The following is a 16345-nucleotide window of genomic DNA, read 5'->3' on the forward strand; positions in this document are numbered from 1 at the left end:
AAATGAGTGCACAACTCAATTCATTTCCACAGACGTTGACCATTGCTGGGACTGATTCCGGCGGTGGTGCTGGGGTCATGGCCGATTTGAAGACCATGCAGGAACGCCACGTTTTTAGTACCGCGGTGATCGTAGCCGTCACGGCACAAAATACCTTGGGTGTACAGGATTTCTCAGCATTGTCCAAGAAGCTGATCGACGAGCAATTTGCTTCGTTAGCAGAGGACATGGCTATTAAAGCCTGCAAGACCGGCATGCTGGCGGATGCTGAACACGTGGAGATCGTGGTTGATAATTTAAAGAAATACGACTTTGGCCCGCTGATCGTGGACCCAGTCATGATTGCGAAGGGCGGGGCGCCGTTGCTGGCAGACAGCGCCATCGACGTGGTCAAGCGTGATCTGTTGCCACTGGCGACGGTAGTGACCCCGAACTTACCGGAAGCAGAACGGCTGACTGATATGACAATCAAGACGCCGGCTGATATGCAGGCAGCGGCTAAGAAACTGCGTGCTACCGGTGCCAAGAACATCATGATCAAGGGCGGTCATGGCAATACTGAAAAGGTCACGGATTACGTTTTACTAGAAGACGGCAAAGAGTTCTGGCTCAGCGCACCACGGGTCGACACGAATCGGACGCACGGGACTGGCGACACGTTGTCCAGTGCCATGACGGCCGAAATTGCCAAGGGTCAAGACATTGAGTCAGCTATTCGCTTGGCGAAGGACTTCGTTGAAGCCGCCATCCGTAACACGATTCAAGTCGGCCACGGTCACGGTCCGCTGAACCACTGGGCCTACGGAGAGGAGCATCCCGGCAAATGAAATTTAAACCAGAAATGTTAAAAGCCTACTTTGTCTGCGGGTCGCAAGACGTTCCGGAAGGGCAGTATAAGGCTGTCGTGAACGATGCGATTAAAGCCGGTGTCACGGCGTTTCAGTTCCGTGATAAGGGTGCAGATTCCACGTTGACGCCCATTGACCGAGCAGCGGTGGCCATGAAGTTACGTGGCAAATGCGCCGAAGCGGGAATTCCCTTTATCGTGGACGATAATGTGGAACTGGCTAAGCAAGTTAACGCTGACGGTATACATGTGGGTCAGTCGGATGAAAAGATTCAAGACGTGGTTAACGAAGTGGGCGACCAGATGATCATTGGCCTTTCCTGCTCAACGGCTGAGGAAGTCAAAGCTGCTAATGCCATTGACGGTATCGACTATTACGGCAGCGGTCCGATTCACCCAACGGGATCGAAGGCGGATGCTGATCCAGTGATTGGACTTGTCGGCCTGAAACAACTGGTCAGCCTAACTAAGCGGCCAATCGTTGCCATTGGTGGCATCACTGTGGCGGATCTTAGCGATGTGCGCAAGACTGGCGCCGCTGGTTCGGCGGTCATTTCAATGATCGCGCAGAGTGAAGATATTACCAGTGTGGTGAAAGCGATGCTGGAAGCTTAAGTCGAAAATTTGGATAGTATTTGGTTGGTACTTCAAAGGTTAGCGATAATTTTTGGGGTGCCTTTTTTTGAAATTTAAGGTGATCAAGGTAAGTTAGTTAATTCATAAAATCATTATGAAACGTTTGACGTAGTTTAATATGATTGCTTGCGTACTCAAATAAGTCGTTTAGGAGGGGGTGATGATTCTGATGAAGTAGCCCAGTTGGCGTTTGAAAATATCAGTGAAAAAGAGGTAATTAACAAATGAGAAGTAAAGACAAGATCTTAGGCACTTTATATGGGCAGGCAATTGGCGATGCGATGGGAATGCCGTCAGAACTTTGGCCGGTTCAGACCATTCGAAAACAATTCGGCGGTCAAATTACCGAATTCTTGGACAGCACGGACAATAACGATGTTGCAATTAACTTTAAAAAAGGTGAATACACGGATGATACCAATCAGGCACTTGCAATTTTAGATTCGTTATTTGAAACCAATTGGGTGCCTGATCAAAAAAACATTGTGCAACATATTATGAAGTGGGCAGATGAAGTGGGTGCTTGGACCAACAATATTTTGGGACCCAGTAGTAAAGCTGCTTTAAAGGCAATCAGAAATGGTGAGGATCCTCGACCGGTAACTAACAAGGCGCTGACCAATGGTGCTGGTATGCGCATTTCACCAATCGGTGCCTTATTTGAACCCGCAGAAATTAACGAACTGGTCAACATGGTTTATGAGATTACTAGAGTGACGCATTCCAGCGACGTGGCTATAAGCGGGGCATCAATGATTGCTGGTGCTGTAACAGCCGCCGTTGCTGACTATTCATGGGATGACATCATTAATTTTGCACTAAAGGCCAATGACCAAGGTTTTGCGTTAGGCGCGCCAACTTGGGCTGCCAAGACCCATGACCGGTTGAACTTAGGTATCGAGCTTGCGCATAAGTACCAATATGATGAGCCCCGATTCAGTCAAGCAATCTATGATGTAGTTGGGACGGGCACAATGATTTCCGAAAGTATTCCAGCTGCTTTAGCGATTGCTTACTATGCCAAAGATGTTCATAAATCAGCCATTTTGTGCGCTAATCTAGGTGGCGATACCGACACCATTGGGGCGATGGCAACCGCCATTTGTGGTGCCAAAGGTGGCGCGTCATCAATTGATAACAACTGGAAAACATTAATTGATAGTAAGAACCCGCAACATCATTTTAATGACTATGCTGATAAGATGCTTAAATTTCAAGCACGCAAATAAGAGAGGTATTGGGTAATGGATGATAAACTCATTAAAGTTCCTGAAAAAGATAAGACATTAACGCCAGGCAAGCTGTTTTATAATTGGTTTGCTGCCAACATTGGTATCATGGGATTTGTTTACGGGGCCATGATCGTTAGTTATCATTTGTCATTTGTTCAAGCCATGATTGCCGCTTTAGTTGGGGCGCTTTCCTTTATGATTCCTGGCTGGGTTGCCATGATCGGTCAACGAGAAGGGATTACCACTTTCAAGTTGAGTCGAGCTGCGTATGGAACTTACGGGAATAAGATTCCTAATGGGATCGCGTGGTTTAACATGGTTGGCTGGTTAGCCATTAACGTCATCACTGGAACACTATTACTGGTTTCTTTATTTAGCGTGATCCATGTTCAAAAGAACAACTTAACAACCGCAATTGCACTCATTATTTTCGGCGGACTCGTTCTGCTTTCCGGGTTGTTAAAGGAAAACACGCTTGCCAAAATTCAAACTTGGATTAGCTGGATCTTTGGGATTCTAACCGCCTTGATTTTGATCTTGTTCCTAGTTAAGGCGAACTGGAGACAGGCGATGGATCTACCGACTGGCAGCTGGGTAACGGGCGTTCTGCCAGCCGTCAGTATCGTGGCCGCTGGTTCCGGTATTTCTTGGTCAATGGCGGCTGCCGATTGGGGTGCTTATGTCAAACCCAATACTAAACCAGCTGCTACATTTTGGAATACTGCAATGGGTGGTGCCGTTCCACTATTTGTTCTCATGGCTGGCGGGGTGCTCTTAAGTACCATTGAACCAACGTTATCCACTGCCAGTAATCCCTTTGATGTGATGTACAGTGCTTTGCCAAGTTGGATCGGGGTGATTTATTTCCTGGTGGCTGCTGGTGGGCTGATTCCGCAGTGTATCGTTTCCTTGCGCTCGGCGCGGATCAATTTGTCGACCATTGGGATCAACGTTTCCCAACGGACGTCATTGGTTATTCACGGCTTGATCGTGATTCTTATTCCAGTTTATGTATTGTTTATCTCCGGTAACTTCTTAAGTAACTTTGAGATATTTCTTAATTTCTTAGGCATCTGCCTTGCTAGTTGGGTTGCCATCTTCTTGTGCGACAGTGTCATGTTTCGTCGCAATGGTTATGATACCAAATTGATTGATCCGCAATCACCAGCTCATTACAACTGGGGCGGCATTATTTCCTGGGTGATTGCCACCGTGACCGGATTTTTGTTCACTAATAACGCCATTTGGAACGGCCCGTTTGCTCACGGCATTTTTCGGAACAATAGTTTAGGCGTTTTCGTTTCAGCAATTTTGGCGATCATTTGCATGTTTATCGTGAAGTTATTTAAAGGCAATCAGCATGATGAGAAGGCGGCCTAATGACTAAAACGTTGATATTAGGGGCCGCCTATGTTGATGTAGTGATCGATGTGCCTCAATTACCATTTTCTGGTGGCGATGTGACTGGTGATTTAAAGTCAGCTGTCGTGGGCGGTTCAGCTTTTAACGTCTATGGCGCAATGAGCTATGCTAACGCTGAGGCTGATTTATTTGTGCCCGTTGGCAAAGGGCAGTATGCCGATATTGTTCGAAATGAATTGAAAGCAAAACAGATTCCAGAATTACTTTCTGTCAACGATGCCGATAACGGCTGGGATATCTCAATGGTAGAACCATCAGGAGAACGCAGCTTTTTAACGATTCCAGGGATAGATCAAATCTGGAAGAATGACTGGCTTGATCGGGTTGATCTAGATACTTACAAGTATTTTTATGTTAGCGGCTATCAGATTGAAAATGAACAAACTGCCGATAGTGTTTTGAAAGCGTTATCTCATCGATCTGCTGATGCTTACCTCTTATTCGATGCATCACCACGGATCAGTCATTTGACACCGCGCACGATTAACCAATTACTGACTAAAAATATCATTATTCATTGTAACGAAGATGAGATTGAATACTTTGGTGCTACCGGTGATTCACTTGATGAAATCGCCCAAAAGATTTACCAGAAGACACAAAGTCCAGTCCTTTTCACTTTGGGATCAAAGGGGACGTACTACTTTGATGGCAATCAGTCGGCCATTATTCCTGGCGAAAAAGTCACAGTAGTTAATACCATTGGTGCAGGGGACACCCATTGTGGTGGCTTTCTGGCCGGATTATCTGCTGGTAAAAGTATTGCTGATTCAATTAAATTGGCTAATAAACTTGCTGCAAAAGTCGTGGCGCGCGAAAGTCCAAGTTTGCGGTAATCATCACGGATGATCAGCAATCTGAAACGGGGCGCTACCAGGCCACGCAAAAAACTGCTAAGCTAACTCTGTTACGGAGTACATCATATATTGGAAGTAGGGGGAATTTAAAAATGGCAAAACCAATCATTGGCATCCCAGCTGAACGCCGGCTGGTGGATGGCTCATATCTTAATAGTGTGAATCAGGGGGAAGTGGCTGCGGTGGTTAAAGCAGGTGGGGTGCCAATTTTAATTCCAACTCGCGAACCAGATCTAGCGGTACATTACAGTCAGCTGATCGATGGCCTACTATTGCCAGGTGGTGTTGATGTGGCACCGCGTTTCTACGGTGAAGAACCACTGCCTAAAATGGCAGCTTCGGATGACCGGCTGGACGCAACTGAAATTGCGTTAACGAATCAGGCCGTGGCAGCTGGTAAACCTATCTTAGGTATCTGCCGTGGCACCCAAGTCTTAAACGTGGCGCTTGGCGGGAATCTGTACCAAGATATTGGTACGCAAGTTGATCATCAAACTTATCAACATTCACAAAAAGTGCTGTTTGATCAAGGTACTCACTACATTGACGTGGCTGAAGGTTCCCTGCTGCAAGTTATCTTTCAAGGCCAGCAGCACGTGTTAGTTAACAGCCTGCACCATCAAGCCATTAAAACGCCGGCACCGCAGTTGAAAGTTACCGCTAAGGCCAGCGATGGCATTATTGAATGTGTGGAGAGCAAAGATAGTAACTTGATCGTGGCGGTGCAATGGCATCCGGAGTTGATGTTTAAAGAGAATGCACTTCAGTTTGCGATTTTTGAAGATTTTATTACACGCGTAAAAAACGCATAAAGTACCAGGAAAAGTGATTTTCGGTTAGTTTTGTTAACCGAAAGTCACTTTTTTAAACTAATCTATTTTTAAGTCACGTAGTTAATCAGGTAACCTTGGTTAACTGATTAACTACGGGAAAAATTATTCGAATAATTCTTCCCGTAACGTTCTAATAAGACTAGAAAGGACTGAGTACTATGGTGAATATCATGCCGGTTTCGGAGCTGAAAAATTATGGTAAGGTTTTAGATACTGTGGGGCCGGATAAGCCGGTCTTCTTAACCAAAAATGGCTATGGCAAATACGTTGTAGTTGATTTAGCTGACTACGAAGCTTTTGAAAAGTTCAAGAAAAGTCAAAAATTAGCTCAAATTTTGAAGCAAGCAGAAAAAAGTGGCACTCGGCCTTTAGATGAGGTTGCTGCAGAATTACTGAAGTAGGTCAGTATCAACTGGTTATTATTAGTAGTGCAAATAATCCCTATTTTCGCTGGTTTGCACTTTGTGCGATTATGAACGATAATGAAAGCGGTAACAAAATACAGGAGGCTTTGATTATGACTAAAGTTTATTTATCAGCTCAATTACCTGATGTCGCAACTCAAACATTGGAAAAAGCGGGGTTGGATGTTAGTTCATATGATGGTGACGGTTTGATCTCACATGATGAGTTATTGAAACACGTTAGCGATGCCGACTTTTTGATCACACCGCTTTCGACAAAGGTTGATCAGGAAATTATTGATGCGGCACCAAAATTAAAGCTGATTGCCAACTTTGGTGCCGGTTTCAACAACATTGATACCGCTTATGCCAAGCAAAAGGGCATTCCAGTAACCAACACGCCAGCGGTTTCCACTAACGCGGTGGCGGAAGTTACGATCGGCTTGATGCTGGCATTAAGTCACCGGATGGTCGAAGGCGACCATAAGATGCGTAACGAAGGGTTCCCTGGCTGGGCACCGCTGTACTTCTTGGGGCATGAAATTGCCGGCAAGACGTTAGGTATCTTTGGCTTAGGCAATATCGGTAGCGACGTTGCCCGCAAGGCGAATGCACTGGGCATGAACGTTCAGTACTACAAGCCAAACCGTCTCTCTGACCCAGAGGAGCGTTCCATGAAAGTGACCTATAAGCCACTGGCCGACTTGATCAAGACCAGTGATTACATTACGATCAACGCACCACAGACCCCTGATACGGTCCATAAATTTGATGCGCAGGCCTTTAAAGCCATGAAGAAGACCGCTTCAATTATTAACGTTGGCCGTGGCCCAATCATTGACGAAGCAGCTTTGCTGGACGCGTTGAAGTCGGGTGAAATTGCCAGTGCCGCTTTGGATGTTTACGAGAAGGAACCCAACGTCGATGACGGTTTCAAGTCGTTGAAGAATGTCATTTTGACACCTCACGTTGGTAACGCCACCGTTGAAGCGCGGGACGCTATGGCTAATATCGTGGCTGATAACGTCGTGTTAGTCAACAGCGGTAAAGACGCTAAATTCGTAGTTAACAAATAATCTTTTCAGTCTGCTCCGCGCTTTTGGCACGTTGCCAAGAAAAAGGGACTTGTATTTTGAGAAAATTAAAGTACAATGAGAACAACTTAACGTTTAACAGAGAACCGGGTAAGGCTGAAAGCCGGCACGTTAAAATGGTAGAAACACTTGGTTGCGCAACCAATATCAGCGATTAAAGGCAGTGGCATACCCACTGCAAACTTGGGTGGAACAGCGTTACGACGCCCCTTGGTACTCAGTAAGTGAGTGCCAGGGGACGCCGTTTTTGTGTTCAGAAAAGGAGTTTGTGATGGAAAATAAAAATAAGAATTTATCGCGGTCGTTGCAGTCCAGACATATTCAGATGATTGCCATCGGTGGGGCTATCGGGACCGGGCTGTTTCTGGGATCTGGTAGCGCGATTCACACGTCTGGTCCGTCAATTATTTTGGCGTACATCATCGTCGGCCTGTTCTGTTTTTTTATGATGCGCGCCATCGGTGAACTACTACTGTCAGATACCACGAAGCATTCCTTTCTGGACTTTGTCAGCGTGTATCTGGGCGACCGGATGGAATTCGTGACCGGCTGGCTGTACTGGTTTTGCTGGATCAGCCTGGCTATGGCGGATTTGACCGCGACTGGGATCTACATTAAGTTCTGGTTTCCCTCGGTGCCGCAGTGGATCGCGCCATTTGTGATCTTGATCTTTCTCTACTTCACCAACCGGATCAACGTTCGGGCCTTTGGTGAAATGGAATCGTGGTTCTCGATGATCAAGGTGGCGGCCATCATTGTCCTAGTCGTCGTCGGCTTCACGCTGGCGCTGCTGCATACGCAGGTGGACGGTCAGCCGGCTTCCTTTAGTAATTTAGTTAGCCACGGCGGTTTCTTCCCAACCGGGGGCTACGGGTTTATGATGGCCTTCCAAATGGTCGTTTTCGCCTTCGTCGGCATTGAAATGGTGGGACTAACGGCTGGTGAAACCAACGACCCAGTCGCTAACCTGCCAAAAGCCATCAACAGTCTGCCGATTCGGATCGGCCTGTTCTACGTCGGTTCCATGATCGCCATTATGAGTGTCTATCCGTGGAATAAAATTACCACCACTGCCAGCCCCTTCGTGCAAGTCTTCTCCGGAATCGGGATCGCCGGTGCTGCGGGAATCTTGAACTTCGTGGTGCTAACCGCGGCGTTATCGGCAACCAATAGCTGTTTATTCAGTACCAGCCGGACCCTGCACGCGCTGAGCTGGGGCGGTAACGCGCCCAAGGCGTTGTCTAGACTTAACAAGAGCGGTGTCCCCACCAACTCACTGAATTTTTCGGCGTTAGTTTTATTGGTCATTGTGGTGCTGAACTACTTCATGCCAGCCAGCGTCTTTGAGATGATCTCCGGGGTCTCCACCATTAACTTCGTGTTAGTCTGGGTGATCTTGATCTGGTGTCATATCCGCTACCGCCACGTTCATCCGGAAGGTGCCAGCACTTTTCGGATGCCAGGTTATCCGTTTACTGATTGGTTGAGCTTACTCTTCTTTGTTGGCGTGCTGGTGTTCTTATTGATCAACGGTTCAACGCGAGTCTCAATGATCATCTGTGTCATCGTTTTTCTGGTCATGCTGGGGGTCTACGAGCTGATATATCGACCAAAACGGCAGCGTAATCAATAAGTTCATTAACGCTTAACGGTTGCAAGTCAGCCGAAAAAATGCCACCATATTAAGGTGAATTCGGTCAGGATATTACTGACTTAACTGAAATCAAAGGGGTATTTTAACGTGATCAAACACATTTTTTCCGACATGGATGGGACCCTGCTTAATCAGCACGGCAAGGTTTCACCTGGTAATACGACAGCCATTCAGCAGGCTGGGATTCCGTTTACACTGGTGTCCGCCCGCTCGCCTAGACAGATGCTGGAGGCCATTCAAACGCTTAAATTGACGGCACCGCAAATTGGTTTTAACGGCGGTGTGATCTATCAGGTGAAGGCGGGTCAGCTGCAGGTCATTGAAGATGCGCCAATTGCATTTGAAGTGGTTAAGCAGGTCGTGGATCTAATGGAAGCTCATTTTCCAGATACCGGCTTTAGCCTGTTTGGCCTCACCGACTGGCAGGTCACGCACATGGATGATGGGATTGCCTTCTTCCAAGAAGATATGCCGCAAAAGCCCACGGTGCTGGACCCAGTATTCTGGGAGCAGCCGGAACCAATCTATAAAATCACCTTTTGTGTGTTGAAGCACGACGTCATGGATGGCATCGTGAAGCTGCTGCAGGCAGCTAAACTGCCAGGCGTGGCAATGCAAAAATCCAGCGATATTTATCTGGACATCACAGCTATTGCCGCCAAGAAATCACGGGGCGTGAACTACATCGCGAAACGCGAACAGCTAGATTTGAGTGAAACTGCCGCCTTTGGTGACGGTCCGAACGATATTCCCATGTTAAAACTGGTGGGAATGCCGATCGTTATGGGCAATGGCCTGCCAGAGGTTAAGCAGGTTGCCCGCTACCTGACCGCCGATAATGCGCATGACGGTGTGGGTCGGGGGATTGAGAAGTTTGTGTTAGGTGAATAGAGAATATGAAAGAGGCGTGATGACGATTGATTGGTAATCGTGATCACGCCTTTTAATTGTATGACTCAAACAAATCACATTCCTTTGCAACTCGATCAGTTTGTAATACAATGTAATACAGAAAGGGGCGATTGCTCATGGCAATGATTACTGTTCGTGTCAGCGACTCCGAAAAAGAATGGTTGCAGTATATGGCGGATTTCTATGGCATCACGCTGTCAGACCTAGTGAAGAAATATTCGATGGAACAACTGGAAGATGAATATGATAAACAGGTTGCCCAGGTCGCTTATAAACGTTACCAAGAGAGCGGTAAAGAAACGTATTCAATGGCAGAAGTTTTCCGTAAATTTGGCGGGATAGATGATGACCTATAGACTGGAATTTTCCAAAGATGCGATGAAACAGCTTGGAAAAATGGATCAACATCAGGCACAGCTCATCACCCAGTGGTTATATGCTAATATTGATGGCATTGAAGATCCGAGGACTAAAGGGAAGGGCTTAGAAGCCAACTTAAGTGGTCTTTGGCGGTATCGCATCGGTAACTACCGCGTCATCAGTGTCATTGAGGATGATCAGCTAGTTGTACTGGCGATTTCTGTTGGGCATCGGCGAGACGTGTATCGTTTTTAGATTACGAGTAACTTAAAAGACCAGCCAACGTATAAATACGTTGACCGGCCTTTTCAATAACTAACGTTCACCTGAGTTTCTTGAAGATCAACAACTCATCACCCAAGTAAATTCATGGTCGATTCTTGAGAAATCAACTAGTTTTAAGCGATTTACTAACATTAATTGCGTGTTTGATTCTCTTAATGTATTGGAATAATAAGTGACAGGGTGGTTTAAAGGACCAGATTAAACTTTGGCTGAACATCAGTTATCGAAAAAAACACTTCCAAATTGCAATTGGGAGTGTTTTTTCATTTGTTTTAACAAAATAATGAACCCGTAAAAAAACTAGCCCCAAGTATATGAATATCGAGAACCAGCGCCATGATCGTCAACAATCAAATACCAACGACCAGATCCGGAGGCCTTAATTACCACTGGAGACTTAGTAGCAGAACCGCCGTAGTATTTAAAGCCACCACCTTGTTGATAATGGTTGAAATTTGCTTGATCAACCAGATAAACATCAGCTGCCTTTTGAAGCCTGACAGTAACGGATAGTTCTCCAGATGGATTGTCATAATGTGGAATGTCATCCATAGGGAACACCTTCTTTCTAGAATAATTATCTCACTTACAGCAATAGATGATATGATACATTGTGCACAAAATATATTTAACAAACTAACATGATGCCAGTACGAGGTTTATATTTGCCAGGGGGAAACGATACCCTTTAAATAAACTTTTGCACGAAAAAATGATTTGTCACTATTCAAAACATGGAATGGCCAGTACTTATTGTAGAGAAGGTATCTAAATTACCTGGACATTACAGCTATTGCTGCTAAGAAATCACGGGGCGTGAATTACATCGCAAAACGCGAACAATTAAATCTGAGTGAGACTGCCGCCTTTGGTGACGGCCCGAACGATATTCCCATGTTAAAACTGGTGGAAATGCTGATCGTCATAGGCATGGCCTGCCTGAGGTTAAGCAGGTTGCCCGCTACCTAACCGCCGATAATGAGCATGACGGTGTGGGTCGGGGGATTAAGAAGTTTGTGTTAGGTGAATAGAAAAATATAAATAAGACGTCAGTAAACTCTTAATTCTAATAATTTACTGATGCCTTTTTAATTTGGTTAATTAAATAGTTAAAATGAATATAATCATGTGGAGGTAAGGATATGTTTGGTTTCCAATAAGCCTGATAACATAAGGAAAAACGGCATAATGGTGTCTAAAAATAAAAAATTAAATTTTTATTAACTGAATAATTATCAATATATGGTCTAGAAATATTCAAAGTGAACGAACCTTTACTAGGTCTGGTTTAAAGCAAAATGATGATTTAGGAATAATTTGTAATTTGTCTAGTACTAAAAATAGCTTTAGACAGTTGAAAATTATCTAAAACTATTTTTTATGTGATATAACCGTATGATAAACGTCTACCGTTAGAGGTTATTCGTCATTATCGATTTGTTGAACAAGATTGAAATTTGGTTGACAGATATAATTATATCTAAAATTTTTGAAAATTGTTTTTATTGAAAAAAGTCCAAAAATTGTTTCTGTGAAAATACTGAAAATAACAAGTTTAATATTGATATGAGTGAGCAGGTTAAATTAAAGTTGATTACTCTGATATGAATTATTCATGCAAACTTAATGTTTAAATAAGATTTAAAATGAAAATCATCTTATTTTTTTACATAATATCAAAAGCAGGTAATATGATGATTATTAGTTTTTCATAGTGCTAAATTAGATAAAAAAGAGGTAATAAATTCCGTGTTATAGGAAAATAGCATAAATGAATATTCCCTCAATAACGGGAATCTTTATTTATTAACCCTGTTTATCATTAGAAATAGCTACTTGAATTAGTAAGTGTAATGGTGATAATATACTGACCAATTAGTAAGCCATATATTTCAATCGGAGGTTGAAATGATAAAGGTAACGGGTCTACTAAGGGTTTTTGGTACGTTTTGGGGGAGTACCTAAAACGCGCCGTGAATTTATCAAGGGGGAATATTCGTTGGAAAAGTATAAATTTAACAGGCAAAAGTTAGAGTGTGATACCGCTGAAAGAAAAGTTAGATTTAAACTTTATAAGGCTGGAACACGTTGGTTAGTTGCTGGGATGGCAACACTGACTTTTGGGTTAGGTGCTTTCTCAGCTCCGGAGCAGGTAAAAGCGGACACTAATTCATCTACTGGTGAGAGTGACACAAGTTCAAGTACGACAAAAAATGTAACCGGTCCCAATCAAGTTGCTTTGAAGAGTTCGCAGAATAATGCTGCAACTTCCTCAACGACTACTCAGTCGATTTCTGTAAAGGCACCTTCAACGGAGGGTACAAAACCGGCTGGAGATACTACTAACGATGATCAGCAAGCTATTACGGCGCCACAGAGTACAGCATCATCAGTTACTCAGCCTAGGACTGCAAGTGGCAATGCAACAGCCAATCAAACAACAGCAGCGAAGCCGTCCTCAACGGAAGGTACAGGATCAGCTGGAACTGCTGCTAGTGATCAAGCAACTACAAATAAGACCACTGTTGATACGGGTGCAACACTAAAGGACAGTGGTGTAAGTGCCTTAACGGATACTAAGAGCCAAGCAACATTAGCAAAGACGGTTTTAGCTACCGGAACTACTGCTAATAATCAAAAAGGCGCAAGTAAAATTGATGTTGATGCTGCTTCAACATCAACAGGTAGTGCTATAAATACATTAACGGACACCCAAACTGGGCAGACAGCATTAGCAACTGCTGGTGTTAATAACCAAAAAGTCGCCTTCAAGGAAGCTGTCGATGCGGTTGCAACAACACAGACTGCTGTAGCAGCTGCACCTGTTGATCCTACTAAAACAGCACATTATATCGTTAGCTACATTGATGAAGATGAGGACAACCGAGTAATTCAAAATGTTTTAGTTACAGACACAGAAACACTAGCTGCGCATGGTTTTTACAATTATAAGTTGGGGTATGTGCAGAAGTCTGATGGGACAGCAGATACTACGGGTCCCAAAGGTGTTACTTTTAATATTGCCGATTATAATTATGATTTAAATAAGCTTAGTGAAAAGGCGGGTTCAACTTTTGAAGAAGGGCTGATAGACGATCCAGGTTCTAAAGTCCCTTCATATGATCCAACTCCTGGTTATGAAATAATTAAGGCTGCTAGTTCCCGTGCTCAAGAGTACATCATTCAATTACAGCACAAATATAAAACGGGTGTGGCAACTGGAAGCCGTACCGTTAACTTCAAGTACACGGATGGCGCTACGGCGGCTAAATCAGTGAGTGATACGGCTCCTTTTGAATACCGAACTGATTTAGCTTTGCAGGGTGCTAAGCAAGCCTCTTATACGAAGAAAGACGGTACCGTACTTCATCAGACGACATATCGTTTTAATCCTAGTACACTGACACCATTCCAGCTTAATACTAATGTATCTGTGGATCCAAAGTATAAGGCAGTTTCAGCAGTTGCTGTCAAAGGTGCTACACCAAATGTAGCATCTATCCCTGCTGTTTCAGTTACTAATGCTGATGGTTCACCAGCGAAACTATCTTATGATATTATCTATACACCCAAACATGAAACACCGGAAAATAATACTGATCAACTTGATTTAACTAAGAATGTTACTGAAAATGTTATTTATAAAAGCAGTGATGGAACTCAGTTGGATACGGACAACAACGTCCAGACGTTGACGTTCTATCGGACTGCTACTGTGAAGGAAGATGGCAGTGGTAACTGGGGTTATTCAGTTTGGACGACTAACCCTGATGGTGTATCTGAACATAATGATGATAAGTCAGATGATACAAAGGGTACGATTAATAAAGTGCCAGACTATATCCTTAATTCACAAGAGGGTTACACCTTTAGTAAAGCTACAACTGCTGTGGATGGTAAGGCTGTGACGGCAGCAAATGATCCTGTGACCGTCACTGGTGCTAATAACACTGTTACTCGAACACTAATTTATACTAAGAATCCTGATATGACGCAAACCGACGGGCCAACTCAAACCGTTACCCGGACGATTCATTTTGTTGATCAAGCTACTGGCACTCAGGTTCATCCTGATATCAAGCAAACAGTTACATTTGGAACAAAATATATTAAAGCTACCAACACGATTGTTTCCTATACCGTCAAGTCATCTGATGAAGATGGTGATGGAAAAGCTGATACGACAACTAATAAGATTTTTACCTCTCTCAAGGCACCTGCACCTACTGTCGCTGCCTATACTGGTGAAGTTCCTGATATTAAAGTAGTTTCCGATCAGAACGTACCAGTGCAAGCTGATGGTCTGTTAGCGGGTATTCAGACTACGGTCACGTACAGTAAGCCTGCTGAAGGAAGTACATCAATTCACGCACTTACTGATGATTCAACTGCAGGTAAACATATTGTTTACTTCTATACTGGTTCAGTAGTGTCAAAGACTTCTGATATTCCAAAGGGGTCGGTGATTGGTCAAGCAACCATTAATGATGGTGCTAAGGGTGCTACTGGCGCTGTGGGTGCTACCGGTGCTGCAGGGGTAACTCCCAACATAACAGTTAATCCGACTGGAACCACTAGCACAGACGGTTCAACGACTACCTATCAAGTACTGAATGGAACTAAATCTATTGGTTCTTTCACGGTTAAAAATGGATCAACCCCAACCTTAACTGAAAATCCCACTAAGACTGGTTACGATGTTCAGATTAATGGTAAGACAGTTGGAACACTGACTAATGGTGCACAGGGTATACCGGGTGCTAAAGGTGATACTGGTGCTACCGGTGCTGCCGGCAAAGATGGTGCTACTCCAGTGGTTACGACTACACCGAAAAAAGATACATCGGGTAATGTCATTGGTACTACAGTTACCCTTACTACAGCAGGTCAAGCACCTGTTAGCTTTAATGTTGTTAATGGTACTAACGGGGCAGCCGCTAAGCCGGTAACCATTGATACTGCACCAACTACAGGTCAAAACGGTCAAACCGGTACGGCAGTTACTGTAAACTCGTATGGTCCTGATGGTAAACTACAGCAAAATACTTTCTATGTATATAATGGTCAAAAAGGTGATAAAGGTGACACTGGTACTACCGGGGCTACAGGCAAAGATGGTGTTACTCCAGTGGTCACTACTACGCCGGAAACAGATGCTTCAGGTAGTGTTATTGGAACTACAGTTACCTTTACTACGACAGGTCAAGCACCTGTTAGCTTTAATGTTGCTAATGGGGCAACTCCAACGCTAACTGAAACCAAAGACAATCAAGGTAATGTTACGGGCTATGATGTTTTAATTAATGGTCAAAAAGTTGGCACGCTTACTAATGGTGCCAAGGGTGATCCTGGTGCAGCCGGTAAGGACGGCAGTACACCAACTATTGATCCTAAGCAGACGACAACGGATAAAGATGGCAATACCACCTATGTATTAGTTGACGGCGCTGGCAAGACAGTTGGAACATTCACTGCTAACAAGGGTGCTAAGGGTGATACAGGTGCTCAAGGCATCCAGGGTGTTGCCGGAAAAGATGGCAGCACACCGACCATTGATCCAAGCAAGACGACAACTGGTACGGATGCCAATGGTAATCCAACCACGACTTACCACTTCATGATCACCGGACCTGATGGCAAACCCGCTGATGTCGGTCAACTGACCGTTACCGACGGTAAGAATGGAACTAATGGCGATACGCCAAAGATTGATCCAAGCAAGACGACGACTGATGCCAATGGCAACCAGGTTTACACGCTTGTAGATAGTAAAGGTAATTCACTTGGGACCTTGACGGCACCTAAAGGT

The 16345-nt window shown here is 44.3% G+C and carries 15 protein-coding genes; 14 read left to right on the forward strand and 1 reads right to left on the reverse strand.

Annotated elements, in window-relative coordinates:
• Positions 1-2: 2 nt before the first annotated feature.
• The 12 genes from thiD to FFM73_RS07425 all read left to right on the forward strand — a co-directional run bounded on the left by thiD (position 3) and on the right by FFM73_RS07425 (position 10506).
• Positions 3-827 (forward strand): bifunctional hydroxymethylpyrimidine kinase/phosphomethylpyrimidine kinase, encoded by an 825-nt coding sequence (thiD, locus tag FFM73_RS07370; RefSeq protein ID WP_137631131.1) that lies wholly within the window; start codon positions 3-5, stop codon positions 825-827.
• The gene (gene thiE, locus FFM73_RS07375; RefSeq protein ID WP_137631132.1) at positions 824-1462 is read left to right on the forward strand and encodes a thiamine phosphate synthase; all 639 of its coding nucleotides are present in this window, start codon (positions 824-826) and stop codon (positions 1460-1462) included. The genes thiD and thiE overlap by 4 nt, the downstream gene beginning before the upstream one ends.
• Positions 1463-1707: 245 nt before the next feature.
• Positions 1708-2712: an ADP-ribosylglycohydrolase family protein gene (locus FFM73_RS07380; protein WP_137631133.1), complete on the forward strand. Its 1005-nt coding sequence runs from the start codon at positions 1708-1710 to the stop codon at positions 2710-2712.
• A 15-nt stretch (positions 2713-2727) separates the two neighbouring features.
• A complete protein-coding gene (locus FFM73_RS07385) occupies positions 2728-4095 on the forward strand; it encodes a purine-cytosine permease family protein (RefSeq protein ID WP_137631134.1) in 1368 nt (455 codons plus the stop codon).
• Positions 4095-4973 carry a PfkB family carbohydrate kinase gene (locus FFM73_RS07390; RefSeq protein WP_137631135.1) on the forward strand — a complete coding sequence of 293 codons (879 nt, stop codon included), beginning with the start codon at positions 4095-4097 and terminating at the stop codon, positions 4971-4973. The genes FFM73_RS07385 and FFM73_RS07390 overlap by 1 nt, the downstream gene beginning before the upstream one ends.
• 113 nt (positions 4974-5086) lie before the next feature.
• Complete coding sequence (locus FFM73_RS07395) at positions 5087-5806, forward strand: gamma-glutamyl-gamma-aminobutyrate hydrolase family protein (RefSeq protein WP_137631136.1); 720 nt, start codon at positions 5087-5089, stop codon at positions 5804-5806.
• A 179-nt stretch (positions 5807-5985) separates the two neighbouring features.
• Positions 5986-6228, forward strand: a complete 243-nt coding sequence (locus FFM73_RS07400; protein ID WP_137631137.1) for a type II toxin-antitoxin system prevent-host-death family antitoxin — start codon at positions 5986-5988, stop codon at positions 6226-6228.
• A gap of 116 nt (positions 6229-6344) precedes the next feature.
• On the forward strand, positions 6345-7307 hold the full coding sequence (locus FFM73_RS07405) for a 2-hydroxyacid dehydrogenase family protein (RefSeq protein WP_137631138.1): 963 nt from the start codon (positions 6345-6347) through the stop codon (positions 7305-7307).
• A gap of 289 nt (positions 7308-7596) precedes the next feature.
• Positions 7597-8958 (forward strand): amino acid permease, encoded by a 1362-nt coding sequence (locus FFM73_RS07410; protein WP_137631139.1) that lies wholly within the window; start codon positions 7597-7599, stop codon positions 8956-8958.
• Positions 8959-9066: 108 nt separating this feature from the next.
• Positions 9067-9870: an HAD family hydrolase gene (locus tag FFM73_RS07415; RefSeq protein ID WP_137631140.1), complete on the forward strand. Its 804-nt coding sequence runs from the start codon at positions 9067-9069 to the stop codon at positions 9868-9870.
• 137 nt (positions 9871-10007) lie between these two features.
• Positions 10008-10247, forward strand: coding sequence for a type II toxin-antitoxin system RelB family antitoxin (gene relB, locus FFM73_RS07420; RefSeq protein ID WP_137631141.1), 240 nt, complete (start codon positions 10008-10010; stop codon positions 10245-10247).
• Complete coding sequence (locus FFM73_RS07425) at positions 10237-10506, forward strand: type II toxin-antitoxin system RelE family toxin (protein WP_137631142.1); 270 nt, start codon at positions 10237-10239, stop codon at positions 10504-10506. Before relB ends, FFM73_RS07425 begins: the two co-directional genes overlap by 11 nt.
• Positions 10507-10836: 330 nt before the next feature.
• Here the strand turns inward: FFM73_RS07425 and FFM73_RS07430 are convergent, their stop codons facing one another.
• Entirely contained in the window at positions 10837-11088 is a 252-nt protein-coding gene (locus tag FFM73_RS07430; RefSeq protein WP_137631143.1) for a DUF1883 domain-containing protein, read from the reverse strand.
• 231 nt (positions 11089-11319) lie between these two features.
• Here FFM73_RS07430 and FFM73_RS13190 point away from each other — a divergent pair, with 231 nt between their 5' ends.
• Together FFM73_RS13190 and FFM73_RS07440 are read left to right on the forward strand one after the other, a co-directional pair.
• Entirely contained in the window at positions 11320-11505 is a 186-nt protein-coding gene (locus FFM73_RS13190; RefSeq protein WP_373278647.1) for an HAD hydrolase family protein, read from the forward strand.
• 1030 nt (positions 11506-12535) lie between these two features.
• The coding region (locus FFM73_RS07440) for a KxYKxGKxW signal peptide domain-containing protein (protein WP_171001239.1) at positions 12536-16345 on the forward strand (3810 nt) is incomplete at its 3' end.

Origin of the sequence: Secundilactobacillus hailunensis (assembly GCF_005405185.1) — a bacterium.
In the GTDB taxonomy this organism is placed as follows: domain Bacteria; phylum Bacillota; class Bacilli; order Lactobacillales; family Lactobacillaceae; genus Secundilactobacillus; species Secundilactobacillus hailunensis.

Excerpts from the sequence above, each read along its gene's own strand:
- thiD (WP_137631131.1), top strand. The coding sequence starts at position 3 with ATGAGTGCACAACTCAATTCATTTCCACAGACGTTGACCATTGCTGGG.
- thiE (WP_137631132.1), top strand. The coding sequence starts at position 824 with ATGAAATTTAAACCAGAAATGTTAAAAGCCTACTTTGTCTGCGGGTCG.
- FFM73_RS07380 (WP_137631133.1), top strand. The coding sequence starts at position 1,708 with ATGAGAAGTAAAGACAAGATCTTAGGCACTTTATATGGGCAGGCAATT.
- FFM73_RS07385 (WP_137631134.1), top strand. The coding sequence starts at position 2,728 with ATGGATGATAAACTCATTAAAGTTCCTGAAAAAGATAAGACATTAACG.
- FFM73_RS07390 (WP_137631135.1), top strand. The coding sequence starts at position 4,095 with ATGACTAAAACGTTGATATTAGGGGCCGCCTATGTTGATGTAGTGATC.
- FFM73_RS07395 (WP_137631136.1), top strand. The coding sequence starts at position 5,087 with ATGGCAAAACCAATCATTGGCATCCCAGCTGAACGCCGGCTGGTGGAT.
- FFM73_RS07400 (WP_137631137.1), top strand. The coding sequence starts at position 5,986 with ATGGTGAATATCATGCCGGTTTCGGAGCTGAAAAATTATGGTAAGGTT.
- FFM73_RS07405 (WP_137631138.1), top strand. The coding sequence starts at position 6,345 with ATGACTAAAGTTTATTTATCAGCTCAATTACCTGATGTCGCAACTCAA.
- FFM73_RS07410 (WP_137631139.1), top strand. The coding sequence starts at position 7,597 with ATGGAAAATAAAAATAAGAATTTATCGCGGTCGTTGCAGTCCAGACAT.
- relB (WP_137631141.1), top strand. The coding sequence starts at position 10,008 with ATGGCAATGATTACTGTTCGTGTCAGCGACTCCGAAAAAGAATGGTTG.
- FFM73_RS07425 (WP_137631142.1), top strand. The coding sequence starts at position 10,237 with ATGACCTATAGACTGGAATTTTCCAAAGATGCGATGAAACAGCTTGGA.
- FFM73_RS07430 (WP_137631143.1), bottom strand. The coding sequence starts at position 11,088 with ATGGATGACATTCCACATTATGACAATCCATCTGGAGAACTATCCGTT.